Below are 15,851 nucleotides of genomic sequence, written 5' to 3'. Positions count from 1 at the left end.
TTCTCCCCCGACTGAAGCCGGGGGTGTCCACGAAAGGGACTCCGATGAGCGATCACGCGGTGCTGCATGTGAAGGGGCGGGTGCTCGTCGGCCCTGAGGACGTACGGGACGAACTCTGGTGCGTCGACGGACGGATCACCTTCGACCGGCCCGCAGCCGAGGCGGTGACCGTCGAGGGCTGGGTGCTGCCCGGTCTGGTCGACGCCCACTGCCACGTCGGCCTCGACCGGCACGGCCCGGTCGACGACGCCACGAGCGAGAAGCAGGCCCTCACCGACCGGGACGCGGGCACCCTGCTGATCCGGGACGCCGGTTCGCCCTCCGACACCCGCTGGATCGACGCGCGCGAGGACCTCCCGAAGGTCATCCGCGCGGGCCGCCACATCGCCCGCACCCGTCGCTACATCCGCAACTACGCCCATGAGATCGAGCCCGTCGACCTCGTCGCGTACGTCGGCCGGGAGGCCCGGCGCGGCGACGGCTGGGTCAAGCTCGTCGGCGACTGGATCGACCGCGAGGCGGGCGACCTCACCGCCTGCTGGCCGCGCCCCGAGGTCGAGGCGGCCATCGCCGAGGCGCACCGGCTCGGCGCCCGCGTCACCGCGCACTGCTTCGCCGAGGACTCGCTCCGCGACCTCGTCGAGGCGGGCATCGACTGCATCGAGCACGCCACGGGCCTCACCGAGGACACGATCCCGCTCTTCGCGGAGCGGGGCGTCGCCATCGTCCCGACCCTGGTGAACATCGCGACCTTCCCGCACCTCGCGGACGGCGGCCAGGAGAAGTTCCCGCGCTGGTCGGACCATATGCGCCGGCTGTACGAGCGGCGGTACGACACCGTCCGCGCCGCCTTCGACGCCGGCGTCCCCGTCTTCGTCGGCACCGACGCGGGCGGCTCCCTCGCCCATGGGCTCGTCGCCGAGGAGGTCGAGGAGCTGACCCGCGCCGGCATCCCGCCGATCGACGCGCTCGCGGCCACCGCCTGGGGAGCCAGGGCCTGGCTGGGCCGCCCCTCCCTGGAGGAGGGCGCCCCCGCCGACCTCGTCGTCTACGGCGAGGACCCGCGCGCGGACGTCCGCGTCCTCGCGGCACCGCGCCGGGTCGTCGTCAACGGCCGGGTGGTGGGCTGACCACCGGAGCGTCAGCAGGACGGCCCGACCGGCTCACCGGCTCAGAGGTTCAACGTCTCGGTCGGTCACCAGCTCGGACGCTCACCGGCTCGGACGGTCACCAGCTCTGACGCTCACCGGCTCAGGAAGGCGAGCCGGGCCCTCTTCTCCGGGATGAAGACCTCCGGCAGGTCTACCTCGGGCAGGACGACCTCCGGGCCCGGCTCGAAACCGGCCCGGACCATCCGGGCGATCGCCTTCTCGTTGGCGGCGTCCGGCTCGACCACGACACGGGTGCGGTCGAGCAGTGAGAAGTCGATCAGCACCCCGAGGAGCCGCGTCGAGAAGCCCGGCTCGGGGGAGGCGATCGGCGCGAGCATCAGATGGACGCCGATGTCGCCGGGGAGGACCTCGTAGCACTCGCCGACCCGGTCGGCCTCGGGGTCGTACGTCTGGAAGAGGGCGACCGGCTCCCCGTCCCGGCTGACCAGGTAACCGTGGTGCGTGGTCAGCGAGTCGAGGTGCGCGTAGATCTCCCGCACCTGCTCGACGGTGGTGCCGCCCATGCCCCAGAAGCGGGCGCGCTCCTCGTTCACCCAGGCGTGGATGAGAGGGGCGTCCCGGTCGGGGTCGACGGGGGCTACGCGAACGGTGCCGAAGCCTTCGACGGCCTGCTCGTACACGGTGGTGGCGGTGGTCATCGGGTTCCCTCGTGCTTCTCGGGCTTCTTGGGGTGCTCGTCGTGCTTGTCGTGCAATTCGTGCAATGTGTGGAGTTCGCGCTGCTCGCGCTCTTCGGTGAGCAGGTTCCAGTCGGTGGTGACGGGGGCGAGCTCGCCCCGCAGCCACAGGGGGAGCTGGTCGCGGTGGTGCGGGTCGCCGGGTACCCCGGACGCCCCGAACGGCACGATCCAGCCGCTCCGTTCGCGGTCGGCGAGGTCCCAGACGTAGCGGGCGGCGGAGGCCCGGGCGCTGCGGTCGGTCCAGCCGGGCACGCTCGACGTGGACAGGACGCAGTCGTGGTCCCCGGCGAGCCCGGGCCACTGGGCGTCGTCGGCGTCGGGGAGCGCCTGCCAGGGTGCCAGGCGGTGGGTCACGCCCCAGGCGGCGGGCGGATCGCCGGCCCCGACCTCCTCCAGGGCCTCGCGCACGCTCAGGTCGACGTCCCCGGCCGGTACGGGACCGGCCGTGAGCAGGGTCTCCAGGGCGAAGGCGACCCGGGGCCCGAGGGCCAGCCAGGGGCGGAAAAGCTCCGGGTACGGGGCGGGTTCGCGTAGCGCCGCGAAGGCCTCGTGGCCGGCGAGCCGCCGCACGACAGCGCCGCGCACGGCCGCGTACAGGCCCGCGTCGGCGCTCTCCGCGCCCATCCGCCGGTCCCAGCCGAGCAGCCGCGCGCGCACGGCGGAAGCGGCCGGGGAGAGGCCGTCGGCCGCCCGCTCCACGGCGGCGAGGAGCCGGGCCGCCGAAGGGTTGTCGGTGTCGGTGTGGACGGCGGTCGTGGACTCCGGGGTCCACTCCGCCGAGGTGCCGAGGAGCTCGTCGATGCGGGCCGCCCGGTGCGGCGGGGCGAACTCGACGCCGAGGGGCGCGGCGAGCCCCCGCGCGTTGGCCATGACGGCGTGGCCGTGGACCTCGGCGCGGGGCAGGGGCGCGGGCCCGGGCTCCCAGTCGTGCGCCGGATCCCAGGCGGGCACGAGCCGCAGGGAGTTGGCCCGCTGCCTTACGGGTACGTGGCCGGCGACCCGGTGCAGCAGCCCGCCCCGGGTGTCGGCGGCCTGGACGACGTTCACGGGCTCGACCCAGCCGTCGAGGGCCGCGTCCACGTCGGCGACGGTCCGGGCGCGCAGCAGCCCGGGCAGGGTGCCGAAGCCGAGCTCCCCGGTGACGCGCGGCGGGTACCGCAGGGCGACGGCCTCCCACTCCGGGGCGTCGTGTCGGGGCTCGTCGTCCACCCCGATGATCACGGGGCCGCGGTCCGTCTCCACCACCTCGATCACGACGGGCTCACCGCCCGCGACCTCGATCGTCTCCGGGTGCGCCGCGGCCGGGCGCCAGCCGTCGGGGCCGAAGGCCTCGACACCGCCGCCGGGGACCCGGCGGAGCCGCTCCCGGTAGAGGTCCTGGTAGTCGGCCATGGCGTTGGTGATCGCCCAGGCCGCGGAGCCGGTGTGGCCGAAGTGGGCGAGGCCGGGGACGCCGGGCACGGCGAGGCCCACCACGTCGTACTCCGGGCAGGCGAGCCGGATCTGCTGGTAGACGCCCGGCGCCTCGATGAACCGGTGCGGGTCGCCGGCCACCAGGGCCGCGCCGCTCGCGGTCCGTTCGCCGGACACCAGCCAGCCGTTGGAGCCCGCGGTGCCCGGGCCGTCCGTCGCGAAGAGCTCCGTCCACTCCTCGCCGAGCCGTGTGGCGACCTGCTCCCGCCACAGCTTGGTGGGGAAACCGGCGAGGAGGATGTGGGTGGAGAGCCACACGGCCAGCGGGGTCCACGGCTCCCACCGCCCGGGCGCGAGACCGGTCTCCGCGAACTCGGGTGCCCGCCGGGCCCCGTCCGCCAGACCGTCGTTGACCCCGTCGACGTACGCCCGGACCCAGGCGGCCGTGGCCGCGTCGGTGGCTTCGAGCCGTTCATGGCAGCGGCGTGCGGTGTCGGCGATCCGGGCCCGCCGGACGAAGGTGTCCCAGCCGAGCTCGGCGGCGCCGAGGAAGGCGGCCGTGGTGCCCTGGGCCCGGTGCCGCTCCACCTCCAGCTGCCAGGCGCGGTCGCGGGCGGTGACCCGCCCCTGGGCGAAGGCGAGTTCCTCCGGGTCCGTGGCGCGCAGATGGGGGACGCCCCAGGTGTCCCGGTAGACCTCGATGCTCACGGAGAACCCCGCTCCCGTCCGTATCTCTTACAGAACCTTAGGTTAGGCTGACCTAAGTGAATCTACAGGAGTCCAGGGGAGGAGATCACGGTGGGGCACGGTTGGCAGGGGGCGGTCCTCAAGCTGTTTCGCGGCAAGGACTTCACGTTCACGGTGACGGGGGCCGAGCAGGTCACCGAGGACTACCGCAGGGTGCGCTTCACGGACGGCGGCCTGCTCGCCGCGGCCGGGATCCACCCGACGATGTGGGTCCGCCTCTGGTTCGACGACGGGGGCAAGCCGCACCAGCGCGCGTACACCCTGGTCGACCCCGACCTGGCCGCGGGCGCCTTCAGTCTCGAATTCGCCCTCCATGACGGCATCGCCAGCCGCTGGGCCCGCGCCTGCGCTCCCGGCGACACCGTGGAGGCCACGCTCCAGGGCACCGGCTTCGAGGCGCCCGACCCGCTCCCCGCGCGGCTGCTCGTGGTCGGCGACCCCGCCTCCCTGCCCGCCGTCAACTCCCTGCTCGACGCGCTTCCCGGCGTCCCCGCCACCGTCTGGTTCGAGACGCAGCACGCCTCCGACGACGAACTGCCGGTCCGGCTCGACCCCGAGCACCACGAGCTGCGCCGGATCCCGCGCCAGGGCGGCGGCGCGGAACTCGTCGCCCGCGTCAAGGCCGAGCTGCCCGAGCTCGCGGACGCGACCTCGTACGTCTGGATCGCCTGCGACACGACGACGACCCGCACCCTCGCCGCGTACGCCCGCAGGGAGCTCGCCCTGCCCAAGGAGCGCGTCCACGCGCTCGGGTACTGGCGCGCGAGCTGACCGCTCCGGCCGTGCGCGCCAGGTTGACGATCCGTTACCCAGGGCCGTAGCGGGTCGTTCTCACTCTTCACACGCCTTCCCGCACGCGTGCGCTCGTACGAAAGACGCGGGGCGTACGGGAACGGTTGTGTCGAGAAAAATCGAATATGAGCACGGAAACCCCCCTTTGGAGTGAACTCACGTCAGGCGACTGTCAGTTCACTCTCCGTGCGTAAAGATTCCGGTGTCTCAAGTCGCCGAGGCCGCGCCGACCCACCGTCCCCGTGGTGAGCGGCCGGCGACGCCATGTCTCTTGTGGGGGTTCCACCATCTTGAACAGCAACACCTTCCGCGCGCCCGTACGCCGCACCGCCGCCGCCGCGACCGTCGCCGCCCTGGTCGTCGGTCCCGTGCTCCTCGCGGCCCCGGCGGCGCACGCCACGGGCGGCGAAGGGCGTGCCACCGCCGTCGTCCTGCGGGCCGGCCTCGACGTCTCCCTCCTCGACGAGAAGGTGAAGGTGCCGGTGCGGGCCTCGCTCAACGAGGTCAAGGCGCCGCGGACGGAGAGCGAGACCGCGCTCACGGTGAAGGTGCAGGGGGCCGAGGGCGGACAGCCGATCGACATCCTCGCCGCCGACGTCGCCACCTCCAAGGCCACCGTGGACGAGGAGAAGGCCGAGGGGTACGTGAACCTCGTCAAGGCGCAGGTCCACGTCCCCGGCATTCCGCTGCTCTCCCTCATCGAGGTCGAGAAGGTCACCTCCAAGGCCCTGTGCGAGGTGGGGAAGGAGCCGGTCGCCGAGTCCAACGTCCTCGGGCACGTGATCGTCTTCGGCAAGAAGACCACCCTCTCCACGGGCGGCCGGACCCAGGTGGCCGTGCCGGGCGTCGGCAAGGTCACCCTGGACCTCTCCCGTACCTCCACGACCTCCCGCACCGCGGCGGCGACGGCCCTCGAACTGAAGGTGGAGGTCAACCCGCTGGAGCTGGGCGTGGCCAAGGTCAACGGCACCGTGACGCTCGCCGAGGCGACCTGCGAGACGCCCGAGGGCACGGCCCCGACGGCGGAGCCCACCCAGGAGCCCACGGAGCAGCCGACCGGGAAGCCGACGGAGCAGCCCACCCAGGAGCCCGGCGAGCGGCCCTCCGAGCAGCCCACGCAGCGGCCCAGTGTCGAGCCGAGCGGCGACGGCGGCGTGAAGACCAACAACGGCGGCACCACCCCGACCCAGAACCTCGCCGAGACCGGCGCCGGCTCCACCACCACGTACATCGCGGCGGGCGCCCTCGCCCTCCTGGTGGCGGGCGGCGGCGCGCTGGCGCTCACCCGCTCCCGCGCCCGCTCGCGCGGCTGACGGCCCGAGGGGGAGGCGCCGGGGGGTGCCGAAGAAGTGGGGAAGCGGGGGTGCGGGGTGGGTGACGTGACGACGTCACCCACCCCGCACCCCTTCCCGATCGGCGCCGCCGTCGCCCGGAGTCCTACCGGCCCAGAGCCCTACCCGCCCAGCAGCAGCGCCTGGTCCAAGGCCTGGAGGAAACGGTTCGTCGTGGCCCGGTCCCGGACCGCGAGCCGCAGCCAGTTCCGGTCGAGCCCCGGGAACGTGTCGCCCCGGCGGGCCGCGAAACCGAGCAGCCGCAGCCGGTCCCGTATCGCGTCCGCCCCGTCGATCCGTATCAGGACGAAGGGGCCCTCCGCCCCGTCGACCGTCCGCACCTCGTCGAACTCCGCGAGACCGGCGAGCAGATGCGCCCGCTCCACGCCGATTCGGTGCGCCGCGTGCTCGGCCTCCGCCAGCGCCACCCGCGACATGCAGGCCTCCGCCGCCACCAGCGCCGGTGTCGACACCGGCCACAGCGGCTGCGCCCGCTCGAGCAGCGCGATCGTCTCCGGCTCGGCGAGCACGTACCCGATCCGCAGGCCCGCGAGCCCCCAGGTCTTGGTGAGGCTGCGCAGCACCACGAGCCCCGGTACGTCGGTCCGCCCGGCCAGCGACTCCCGCTCGCCCGGCACCGCGTCCATGAACGCCTCGTCGACCACCAGCGTCCGCCCCGGCCGGGCCAGGGCGGCGATCGCGGCGGCGGGATGCAGGACGGAGGTCGGGTTCGTGGGGTTCCCGATCACCACCAGGTCCGCGTCCTCGGGCACCGCCGCCGGATCCAGCCGGAAACCGTCCTCCTCGCGCAGCAGCACCCGGCCCACCTCGTGCCCGGCGTCGCGCAGCGCCGCCTCCGGCTCGGTGAACTGCGGATGCACCACCACCGGCCGCCGCGCCGGCAGCGCTCGCGCGATCAGCACGAAGGCCTCCGCGGCGCCGGCCGTGAGCAGCACCCGGCCCGGCCGCACGTCGTGCCGCACGGCGACCGCGGCCCGCGCGGCCCGGCCGTCGGGATAGGCCGCGAGGCCGGTCAGCGAATCGGCGATCCGCTCCCGCAGCCAGTCCGGAGGCGTGTTCGTCCGGACGTTGACCGCGAGATCGATCAACTTCTCGTCCCGGACCTCGGCGTCACCGTGGTGGCGCAGGTCGTGGGCGTCGGAGTGCGTGTGCGTGTCCATGGCCGCCGTCGTGTGGGGGGTGGGGATGGTGGGGGGTGAGCCGGGCTCGCCAGCGATGTACCCGTGAGCCAGGTGCAACAACCGTACGCCTGGGGCATGTTCGTGCGGACAAACCGGTACGCAGGTGGCGATCGCGCACGTAACGCTCCGCGATTTCCGCTTGGGCACGAGCAGCACGGCCCGCGAACCCCCGCCGCCCGACGCGCCGGCCGCCCCGCCGCCCGACGCGCCTGTCGACTCGCCGACCGCCGCACCGGCCGATCCGCAGGCCGCGGCTTCGGCCGCCCCGCCGCCCGACGCGCCTGTCGACTCGCCGACCGCCGCACCGGCCGATCCGCAGGCCGCGGCTTCGGCCGCCCCGCCAGTCGGCCCGCCGGCCGCCCCGCCCGCCTCTGCCCCCGCCCCCGCCCCCGCCCCCGCCTCTGCCCCCGCCTTCGCCCCCGGGCCCGCCCCCGCCCCCGCGCCCGCCGTGAGCAGCGCGGCCGCCTCCGCCACCGACGGAGTCCCCGTCGCGTCCGCCGCCCGCGCCGACGGCTGCGGTACGGCGACGGCGGCCAGCTCCCTGGCCGCGAACCCCCGCACCGGAACCCCCAGCTCCGCGCCCGCGCCCACGAGACCCGGCTCCGCGGCCCGCGCGTCGAGCGTGGCCAGCGACCGCACGGCCGCCCGCGTCAGCCCCGCCTCCCGCAGCACCGCGTCGACCAGCGCGAGCACGTCGCCCACCCCGGCGCCCGGCCGGGCCCCGACGCCGAGGTGCGCGCACACCGCCCCATCCGATAGCAAAGGCCCATGGCTGTGGTCGTCGCGCTCGGCGCGTTCCTCATGACGCTCTTCGGCGGGTGGGTCGCTGGGCGCGTCACCGACCGCCGCCACCTCGTCCTCGGCCTCGCCGGCGGACTGATGCTCGGCGTCGTCGGACTCGACCTCCTGCCGGAGGCCCTGGAGGCCGCGGGGGAGGAGGTCTTCGGTGTCCCGGAGGCCCTGCTGCTCTTCGTCGGCGGCTTCCTCTTCGCCCACGTGGTGGAGCGGCTCCTCGCCGTCCGCCAGGCGGCACACGGGGTCGGCGCCGACGAGAGGGTCCCGCAGGTCGGTCTCACCGCGGCCGCCGCGATGGTCCTGCACAGCCTCATGGACGGCATCGCCCTCGGCGCCGCCTTCCAGGTCGGCGGCGGCATGGGCGCCACCGTCGCGCTCGCCGTCATCACCCACGACTTCGCCGACGGCTTCAACACGTACACGATCACGAGCCTCTACGGGAACGCCCGCCGCAAGGCCATCGGGATGCTCGTCGCCGACGCCGTCGCCCCGATCCTCGGCGCCGCCTCCACCCTGCTGTTCACTCTTCCGGAGGAACTCCTCGGGAGCTATCTCGGCTTCTTCGGCGGCGCCCTGCTCTACCTCGCCGCCGCCGAGATCCTGCCCGAGGCCCACCACGAACACCCCGCCCGCTCGACCCTGCTGTGCACGGTCGCGGGCGTGGGCTTCATCTGGCTCGTGGTGGGCGTCTCCGGCGGCTGATCTCACGCGCGGTGCTCCACCGCGCAGTGCTCCACGAACCGCGCGGCGACCTCCGGGGACCCCGCCCAGTGCGTGTGGACGTAACTGGCGTGCACCCCGCCCTGTACGAAGCCCTCGACGCTCCCCCGAGCTCCTCGAGCAGGGGGGACCCCCACCGGCTGCCGCAGCCCCCAGGCCGCCCGCGCCCCCGCACCCGGCTCGATCACGGTCCGGTGGAACTCGTGCCCCCGCAGCCGCGCGCCCGCCGGAGCGAGCACGCTGTCGCTCACGGCGACGGCGTCCCGGTACCCGAGCGTGAGCCGCTCCGACATCCGCGCGTCCGCGTCGAGCACGCCGCACATGGGCGTGCCGTCGAGGGAGCGCGCCAGGTACAGCAGCCCGGCGCACTCGGCGGCGATCGGCGCACCGGAGGCGGCGAGCTCGGCGACGGCCTTCCGCAGGGGCTCGTTGGCGGACAGCTCGGCCCCGTACATCTCGGGGAAGCCGCCACCTATGACGAGCCCGGACGTCCCTTCGGGCAGGCTCTCGTCCCGCAGCGGATCGAAGGTGACGACCTCGGCGCCGGCGGCGGTGAGCAGCTCGGCATGCTCGGCGTACGAGAACGTGAACGCGGCCCCGCCGGCGACGGCGACCCTCGGTGTGGGCACACCCGGACCACCGGCGCGCAGCCGCTCCCCGACCTCCGGCACCCACGGCTCGGCGTGCAGTTCCGGCGCGCTGCGGGCCAACGCGAGCAGCGCCTCCAGATCGCACCCGGCGAGAACCTGCTCCGCCTGCGCCGCCACAGCGGAGACCGCCGCTGCCTGCCGCTCGGCGACCGGCACGAGCCCCAGGTGCCGCGAAGGCGTCGCCACGGCAGGCGCCCGCCGCAGCACGCCGAGCACCGGCACCCCCGACTCGCCAAGGGCTTCCCGCAGCAGATGCTCGTGCCGATCGGTAGCGACCTTGTTCAGGATCACGCCCCCGATCCGCACCTCCGGATCCCACGAGGCGAACCCGTGCACGAGCGCCGCCACCGACCGCGACTGCGACGACGCGTCCACGACGAGCACCACCGGCGCCTTGAGCAGCTTCGCCACCTGCGCGGTGGACGCCAGCTCGCCCTGGTCGGCGGCCCCGTCGTACAGGCCCATGACCCCCTCGACCACGGCCAGGTCGCAGCCGCGCGACCCGTGCGCGAAGAGCGGCGCGACCAGCCCCGTACCGCACATGTACGCGTCGAGGTTGCGGCCCGGCCGGCCGGTCGCGAGCGCGTGGTAGCCCGGGTCGATGTAGTCGGGGCCGACCTTGTGCGGGGACACGGCCAGACCACGGCCGGCGAACGCGGCCATCAGGCCGGTCGCGACCGTGGTCTTGCCCGCGCCGGACGACGGCGCGGCGATGACGAGACGTGCTACCACTCGATGCCCCGCTGGCCCTTCTGACCGGCGTCCATCGGGTGCTTGACCTTGGACATGTCGGTGACGAGATCGGCGAAGTCGAGGAGCTCCTGCGGCGCGTGGCGGCCGGTGATGATCACGTGCTGGTGCCCGGGACGGTCGCGCAGCACCTCCACGACCTCCTTGACGTCGATCCAGCCCCAGTGCAGGAGGTAGGCGAACTCGTCGAGGACGTAGAACGTGTACTTCTCCTCGGCGAGGTCCCGCTTGACCTGCTCCCAGCCCTCGCGGGCCTTCTCCTCGTGCGACTGCTCACCCTCGGCGACCTCGCGCTGGATCCAGGACCAGCCCTCTCCCATCTTGTTCCAGGTGACAGTGCCGCCCTTGCCGGTCTCGCCGAGCGCCTTGAGGGCGTTCTCCTCGCCGACCTTCCACTTGGCGGACTTGACGAACTGGAACACCCCGATCGGCCAGCCCTGGTTCCAGGCGCGCAGCGCCATGCCGAACGCGGCGGTCGACTTCCCCTTGCCGACGCCCGTGTGCACCATCACGAGTGCGCGGTTGCGGCGCTGACGGGTGGTGAGACCGTCGTCGGGCACGACGGTCGGCTGTCCCTGCGGCATTAAGCGGCCCTCCTGGTTGTCTGATCTGCCTGTACGTCCCTGACGAGGCCGGCGATCGAGTCGGCCCGCAGCTCGTCCAAGGTGACGGCGGTGCCGCCGAGTTCGCGTGCGAGGCTCCCGGCGAGACCCAGCCGCACCGGACCGGTCTCGCAGTCCACGACCACGCAAGCCGTGCCGTCGGCGGCGTGCAGCCGCGCCGCGCGGGCGGCCAGCGCCACCGGGTCGGCGCCGCCGCCCGTCGCGCGCCCGTCGGTCACGACGACGAGCAGCGGGCGGCGCGAGGGGTCCCGCAGCCGCTCGATCCGCAGCACGTCATGGGCCTTGAGGAGCCCGGCCGACAGCGGTGTACGGCCACCGGTCGGGAGCTTCTCCAGGCGTGCGGCGGCCGCGTCCACGGACGAGGTCGGCGGCAGCGCGAGGTCGGCGGTACGGCCCCGGAAGGTGATCAGGCCGACCTTGTCGCGCCGCTGGTAGGCGTCGAGGAGCAGGGAGAGGACAGCGCCCTTCACGGCGCTCATCCGCTGCCGGGCCGCCATCGAGCCGGAGGCGTCCACCGCGAACAGCACCAGGTTTCCCTCGCGCCCCTCGCGGGTCGCCTGCCGCAGGTCGTCCCGCCGGACGACGAGCCCGGGACCGGTCCGCCCGCGCGCCCGCTGGTGCGGGGCGGCGGCCTGCACGGTCGCCGCGAGGTGCAGCTTGGTGAGCGCGCCCCGGGGCCGGGTGGCTCCGGTGGTGCGGCCGTGTTCGGTACGCGCCCGGGAGCGGCGCCCGGCGGCGCCCTCGCCCAGACCGGGCACGCTCAGCATCCTCGTACGGAAGGGCTCGGCGGCCTGGACGGCCGCGCGCTCACCGGCGCCGGAGCCCTGCGCCTGCGGGGCGGGGGCCGGGGCGGGCGCCTCGGCGGGAGCGGAGGTGTCCTGGGGAGCGGGGGCGTCCTCGGGCGAGCCGTCCTTCTCGGGGCCGGGGCCTTCGCCCTGCGGCGGAATCCCTCCACCACCGCCGGGACCGCCGTCACCCGGACCGTCCGGGCCGTCCGGCTCGGGGTCGTCGTCGGGCTCGGTCCGCGGCTCCTCGCCCTTGAACTGCTCCAGGGTCTCGTCGAGTTTGTCCTCGTCGAGGCCGGGCGCGTCGAAGGGGTTGCGGCGTCGCCGGTGGGGGAGGGCCAGGAGCGCGGCCTGCCGCACGTCCTCCGAGGTGACCTCGGTCCGCCCGGCCCAGGCGGCGAGGGCGGTCGCGGCCCGCGCCATGACGATGTCGGCGCGCATGCCGTCGACCTCGAACGCGGCGCAGGTCGCGGCGATCTGGAGGAGCGCCGCGTCCCCGAGGACCACCTTCGGGAGCAGGTCGCGGGCGGCGACGATCCGCTCGCGCAGATCGGCCTCCTCGCCGGCCCAGCGTGCGGCGAACGCGGCCGGGTCGTCCTCGAAGGCGAGCCGCCGCCGGACGACCTCGACCCGCTGCTCGGGCACGCGGGACGCGGCGACCTCCACGGTCAGCCCGAACCGGTCGAGCAACTGCGGCCGCAGTTCGCCCTCTTCGGGGTTCATGGTCCCGACGAGCAGGAACCGGGCGGCGTGGCGCACGGAGACGCCCTCGCGCTCGACGTGGGAGGCGCCCATGGCGGCGGCGTCGAGGAGGTGGTCGATCAGGTGATCGCTCAGCAGGTTGACCTCGTCGACGTACAGGATGCCCCGGTGGGCCGCCGCGAGGAGTCCCGGCTCGAAGGCCTTCACGCCCTCGGCGAGCGCCTTCTCGATGTCGAGCGCGCCGACGAGCCGGTCCTCGGACGCGCCGACGGGCAACTCGACCATCCGCGCGGCCCGTTCGGTGCCGGGGGCGTCGGAGTGCGGCCCGTCCGGGCAGCCCGCGTCGGGCGACGACGGATCACAGCTGAACCGGCAGCCGGCCACCACCGGAACCACCGGCAGCAGATCGGCGAGCGCGCGGACGGCCGTGGACTTGGCGGTCCCCTTCTCGCCCCGGACGAGCACACCGCCCACCGCCGGACTGACCGCGTTCAGCAGCAGCGCGAGCCGCAGATCGTCCATGCCGACGACGGCGGTGAACGGAAACCGGGTGCTCATCGGTGGGTCCTTCCCTCAAGTTCGATCGACTGATGCGAACGGGCCTGCCAGGCCCGGCCGCACGGGGTGTACTCCACCGGCCCGGCGGCCGCCGACGGCGGGCGACCACCCACGGGGGCCACCGGCAGCCGTCCCGCGCGGCCCGCCCGCGCACCACGCACGCCCCCGACCCCGCCGCGCACGCGCCGCGTCACGGCGCACCCGGCGGCACGAACGGCAGCCCCGCCGGGGCCCCCTCCTCGATGAGCCGCAGCAGCGCGTCCGTGTCCGCGTGCTCCTCGATCAGGTCGCCGAGCCGGTCCAGCTGCTCTTCCCGCAGCGTGCCGAACGACGTGTCGGGGGCCGGCACGAACCGCCGCCCCGCCGCCGCCGCGACCTCCCGCAGGAACGCCCGGCGGAACCCGTCGCTCTCCAGGGAGCCGTGCCAGTGCGTACCCCACACGGAGCCGACCCGGCACCCGTCCAAGAACGGCTCGCCACCCTCCACCACCGCGACACCGTGATGGATCTCGTACCCCTCGACCCGCTCCCCGAGCGCCTCGCCGACCGGCCGGGCGAGGGTCTTCTCGCGCGCGAACCGCACCCGTACGGGCAGCAGTCCGAGCCCGGAGACGGCCCCGGCCTTCGACTCGACCTCGTCCTCGATGTGCTCCCCGAGGGCCTGGAACCCGCCGCAGATCCCGAGGACCGGACGCCCTTCGGCCGCGCGCCGGGCGAGCTCATCGGCCAGCCCCCGTTCCCGCAGCCACGCGAGCGCCTTCACCGTCCCCCGGGTGCCGGGCACGACGACGAGGTCCGCGTCGACGAGCTCCTCGGGCCGGTCCACGAACCGGACGACGACGCCCGGCTCGGCGGCCAGCGCGTCGACGTCCGTGAAGTTCGACATGAGCGGTACGGCGCAGACGGCGACCCGCAGCACGTCCGCGCCGACCGGCGGCGCGACGACGGACTCGCGCACGGTGCCGCGCAGCGAGACGCGGAGCCCGTCCTCCTCGTCGATGCCGAGCCCGTGCGCGTACGGCAGGACACCGAAGGTCCGGCGCCCGGTCAGCCCGTGGAGCATGTCGAGGCCCGGTTCGAGGAGGGTCACGTCACCCCGGAACTTGTTCACGAGGTATCCGGCGACGAGCGACTGGTCCTCGGGGCTCAGCAGCGCCGTCGTCCCGAAGAACTGGGCGAAGACCCCGCCCCTGTCGATGTCGCCGACCACGACGACGGGCAGCTCGGCCGCCCGCGCGATGCCCATGTTCACGATGTCCGTGCGCCGCAGGTTGATCTCGGCCGGACTGCCCGCCCCCTCGCAGATCACGGCGTCGTACATGCCCCGGAGTTCCTCCAGGCACGCCATCACCGGCTCGAAGAGCTCCTTCTGCCGCCCCCCGTGGTAGCCCCTGGCGCTCAGCTCACCCACCGGCTTGCCCATCAGGACGACCTGGCTGGAGCGGTCGCTGCCCGGCTTGAGCAGCACCGGGTTCATGAGCGCGGTCGGCTCGACCCGGGCGGCCTGCGCCTGCATGGCCTGGGCCCGCCCGATCTCGGCGCCCTCGCGGGTCACGAAGGAGTTGAGGGACATGTTCTGCCCCTTGAACGGCGCCACCTTCAGGCCCTTGCGGACCAGCCAGCGGCAGATGCCGGCCGTCACGACGCTCTTGCCGGCGTCGGACGTGGTCCCGGCGACGAGCAGGCCCCCACCCCTCATGCGTTCCTCCGCTTCAGCGCGTTGACGATCAGCCGGCCGCTCACACAGGCGGCCAGGGCGAGTCCGGTGACCCGGCGGGACAGTCGTACCGCCCGGTCGATGTCGGCGACCTCGACGGGCCGCCCCTCGCCGTTGAGCACGGGCCGGTGCTCGACCCGCCCGCCGTACGAGAGGGTCCCCCCGAGCCGTACGCCGAGGGCGCCCGCGAAGGAGGTCTCGACGGGGCCCGCGTTGGGGCTCGGGTGCTTGGCCGCGTCCGCCCGCCAGGCCCGGACGGCGCCGCGCGGATCGTCTCCGGCGAGCGTCGCGGCGACGGCCGTCAGCCGGGCCCCGGGCCAGCCGGCCACGTCGTCGAGCCGGGCCGAGGCCCAGCCGAAGCGGCGGTGGCGCGGGGACTTGTGGCCGACCATCGCGTCGAGGGTGTTCACGGCCCGGAAGGCGAGGAGGCCCGGCACGCCCGCGACCGCGCCCCAGAAGAGGGCGCCGACCACGGCGTCGGAGGTGTTCTCGGCGACGGACTCGACGACCGCGCGGGCCATCGCGGGACCGTCGAGGGACTGCGGGTCGCGCCCGCACAGGTGCGGCAGCCGCTCCCGGGCGACGTCCAGGTCCCCGACGGCGAGCGCCCCGCCGATCGCGCGGGCCTCCCGCCCCAGGGTCGTCCCGCCGACGACGGCCCAGACGGAGGCGGCGGTCAGCGCCACGGCGGCGGCCGGCCGGTCGCGTACGGCCCGGGCGGCGAGTGCGCCCAGGGCGGCGGTGGAGCCGGCGCAGACGGCGGTGTGCAGGGTGCCCCAGCCGCGGTGGTCGTGGTGGAGGCGCTGTTCGACGGCGGCGGCCGCGCGGCCGAAGACGGCGACGGGATGTCCGCGGCGGGGATCGCCGACGAGCTGGTCGACGGCGAGCCCGAGGGCCGCGCCGTACGCGAATCCGTCCGGGGCGAGGCGGCTGGCTCTGATGCGGCCGGGCATGGCGCAGGTCCTCACTCAGGGTCCGCGCCCTGGATCGACGTGACCGGCGGCGAGAGTTCCTGACTTCCGGACCCTTCGGATCCGGTCACAGTGGCGGGACCGCGCCGGATTCGCACCGGACTTCCTCTGCTGCCGCCGTAATGGCCTCGGCAGTCCACCACGGCCCGCGAACACCCGTCAACTCACCCTTGACCTGCGACAGGTCACTGTGCGAAGCACCACAAACACGGCGGCCGGGCGGCCGGCACCCGAAGGTGCGGAC

The 15,851-nt window shown here is 74.6% G+C and carries 12 protein-coding genes and 1 riboswitch; of the genes, 4 read left to right on the top strand and 8 right to left on the bottom strand.

Going from position 1 to position 15,851, the window contains the following annotated elements; translation table 11 throughout:
- Positions 1-44 precede the first annotated feature (44 nt).
- Positions 45-1,130, top strand: coding sequence for an amidohydrolase family protein (locus ACWFR1_RS15120; RefSeq protein WP_453550858.1), 1,086 nt, complete (start codon positions 45-47; stop codon positions 1,128-1,130).
- A 113-nt stretch (positions 1,131-1,243) separates the two neighbouring features.
- On the opposite strand, the gene ACWFR1_RS15115 is transcribed toward ACWFR1_RS15120, so the two are convergent.
- On the bottom strand, positions 1,244-1,810 hold the full coding sequence (locus ACWFR1_RS15115) for a GNAT family N-acetyltransferase (RefSeq protein WP_453550856.1): 567 nt from the start codon (positions 1,808-1,810) through the stop codon (positions 1,244-1,246).
- Positions 1,807-3,972 carry a penicillin acylase family protein gene (locus tag ACWFR1_RS15110; RefSeq protein WP_453550854.1) on the bottom strand — a complete coding sequence of 722 codons (2,166 nt, stop codon included), beginning with the start codon at positions 3,970-3,972 and terminating at the stop codon, positions 1,807-1,809. The genes ACWFR1_RS15115 and ACWFR1_RS15110 overlap by 4 nt, the downstream gene beginning before the upstream one ends.
- Before the next feature lie 90 nt (positions 3,973-4,062).
- On the opposite strand from ACWFR1_RS15110, the gene ACWFR1_RS15105 reads away from it, so the two are divergent.
- Both ACWFR1_RS15105 and ACWFR1_RS15100 read left to right on the top strand, forming a co-directional pair.
- Positions 4,063-4,782: a siderophore-interacting protein gene (locus ACWFR1_RS15105; RefSeq protein WP_453550851.1), complete on the top strand. Its 720-nt coding sequence runs from the start codon at positions 4,063-4,065 to the stop codon at positions 4,780-4,782.
- Between the two features lie 311 nt (positions 4,783-5,093).
- Positions 5,094-6,116 (top strand): SCO1860 family LAETG-anchored protein, encoded by a 1,023-nt coding sequence (locus ACWFR1_RS15100; protein ID WP_453550849.1) that lies wholly within the window; start codon positions 5,094-5,096, stop codon positions 6,114-6,116.
- Positions 6,117-6,256: 140 nt separating this feature from the next.
- Here ACWFR1_RS15100 and cobC read toward each other — a convergent pair whose 3' ends face one another.
- On the bottom strand, positions 6,257-8,080 hold the full coding sequence (gene cobC, locus ACWFR1_RS15095) for an Rv2231c family pyridoxal phosphate-dependent protein CobC (RefSeq protein WP_453550847.1): 1,824 nt from the start codon (positions 8,078-8,080) through the stop codon (positions 6,257-6,259).
- 24 nt (positions 8,081-8,104) lie between these two features.
- Between cobC and ACWFR1_RS15090 the strand changes: the two genes are divergently transcribed.
- Positions 8,105-8,833, top strand: a complete 729-nt coding sequence (locus tag ACWFR1_RS15090) for a ZIP family metal transporter (RefSeq protein ID WP_453550845.1) — start codon at positions 8,105-8,107, stop codon at positions 8,831-8,833.
- Positions 8,834-8,835: 2 nt separating this feature from the next.
- On the opposite strand, the gene ACWFR1_RS15085 is transcribed toward ACWFR1_RS15090, so the two are convergent.
- The 5 genes from ACWFR1_RS15085 to ACWFR1_RS15065 all read right to left on the bottom strand — a co-directional run bounded on the left by ACWFR1_RS15085 (position 8,836) and on the right by ACWFR1_RS15065 (position 15,589).
- Entirely contained in the window at positions 8,836-10,233 is a 1,398-nt protein-coding gene (locus ACWFR1_RS15085) for a cobyrinate a,c-diamide synthase (protein ID WP_453550842.1), read from the bottom strand.
- Positions 10,227-10,835, bottom strand: a complete 609-nt coding sequence (gene cobO / locus ACWFR1_RS15080; RefSeq protein ID WP_453550840.1) for a cob(I)yrinic acid a,c-diamide adenosyltransferase — start codon at positions 10,833-10,835, stop codon at positions 10,227-10,229. Before cobO ends, ACWFR1_RS15085 begins: the two co-directional genes overlap by 7 nt.
- Positions 10,835-12,919, bottom strand: coding sequence for a putative cobaltochelatase (locus ACWFR1_RS15075; RefSeq protein WP_453550837.1), 2,085 nt, complete (start codon positions 12,917-12,919; stop codon positions 10,835-10,837). The genes cobO and ACWFR1_RS15075 overlap by 1 nt, the downstream gene beginning before the upstream one ends.
- 190 nt (positions 12,920-13,109) lie before the next feature.
- Positions 13,110-14,618: a cobyric acid synthase gene (locus ACWFR1_RS15070; protein WP_453550835.1), complete on the bottom strand. Its 1,509-nt coding sequence runs from the start codon at positions 14,616-14,618 to the stop codon at positions 13,110-13,112.
- The gene (locus ACWFR1_RS15065) at positions 14,615-15,589 is read right to left on the bottom strand and encodes a cobalamin biosynthesis protein (RefSeq protein ID WP_453550833.1); all 975 of its coding nucleotides are present in this window, start codon (positions 15,587-15,589) and stop codon (positions 14,615-14,617) included. Before ACWFR1_RS15065 ends, ACWFR1_RS15070 begins: the two co-directional genes overlap by 4 nt.
- A gap of 31 nt (positions 15,590-15,620) precedes the next feature.
- A riboswitch (cobalamin riboswitch) is annotated at positions 15,621-15,766 on the bottom strand.
- Positions 15,767-15,851 lie beyond the last annotated feature (85 nt).

The sequence above is a fragment of the Streptomyces sp. NPDC055103 genome, assembly GCF_053607625.1.
The sequence above is the reverse complement of the archived record's forward strand: the minus strand, read 5'-3'. Positions and strand labels throughout refer to the sequence as shown.

Coding starts and splice junctions, on each gene's coding strand:
- ACWFR1_RS15120 (WP_453550858.1), top strand. CDS start 45: ATGAGCGATCACGCGGTGCTGCATGTGAAGGGGCGGGTGCTCGTCGGC.
- ACWFR1_RS15115 (WP_453550856.1), bottom strand. CDS start 1,810: ATGACCACCGCCACCACCGTGTACGAGCAGGCCGTCGAAGGCTTCGGC.
- ACWFR1_RS15090 (WP_453550845.1), top strand. CDS start 8,105: ATGGCTGTGGTCGTCGCGCTCGGCGCGTTCCTCATGACGCTCTTCGGC.
- cobO (WP_453550840.1), bottom strand. CDS start 10,835: ATGCCGCAGGGACAGCCGACCGTCGTGCCCGACGACGGTCTCACCACC.
- ACWFR1_RS15075 (WP_453550837.1), bottom strand. CDS start 12,919: ATGAGCACCCGGTTTCCGTTCACCGCCGTCGTCGGCATGGACGATCTG.
- ACWFR1_RS15070 (WP_453550835.1), bottom strand. CDS start 14,618: ATGAGGGGTGGGGGCCTGCTCGTCGCCGGGACCACGTCCGACGCCGGC.
- ACWFR1_RS15065 (WP_453550833.1), bottom strand. CDS start 15,589: ATGCCCGGCCGCATCAGAGCCAGCCGCCTCGCCCCGGACGGATTCGCG.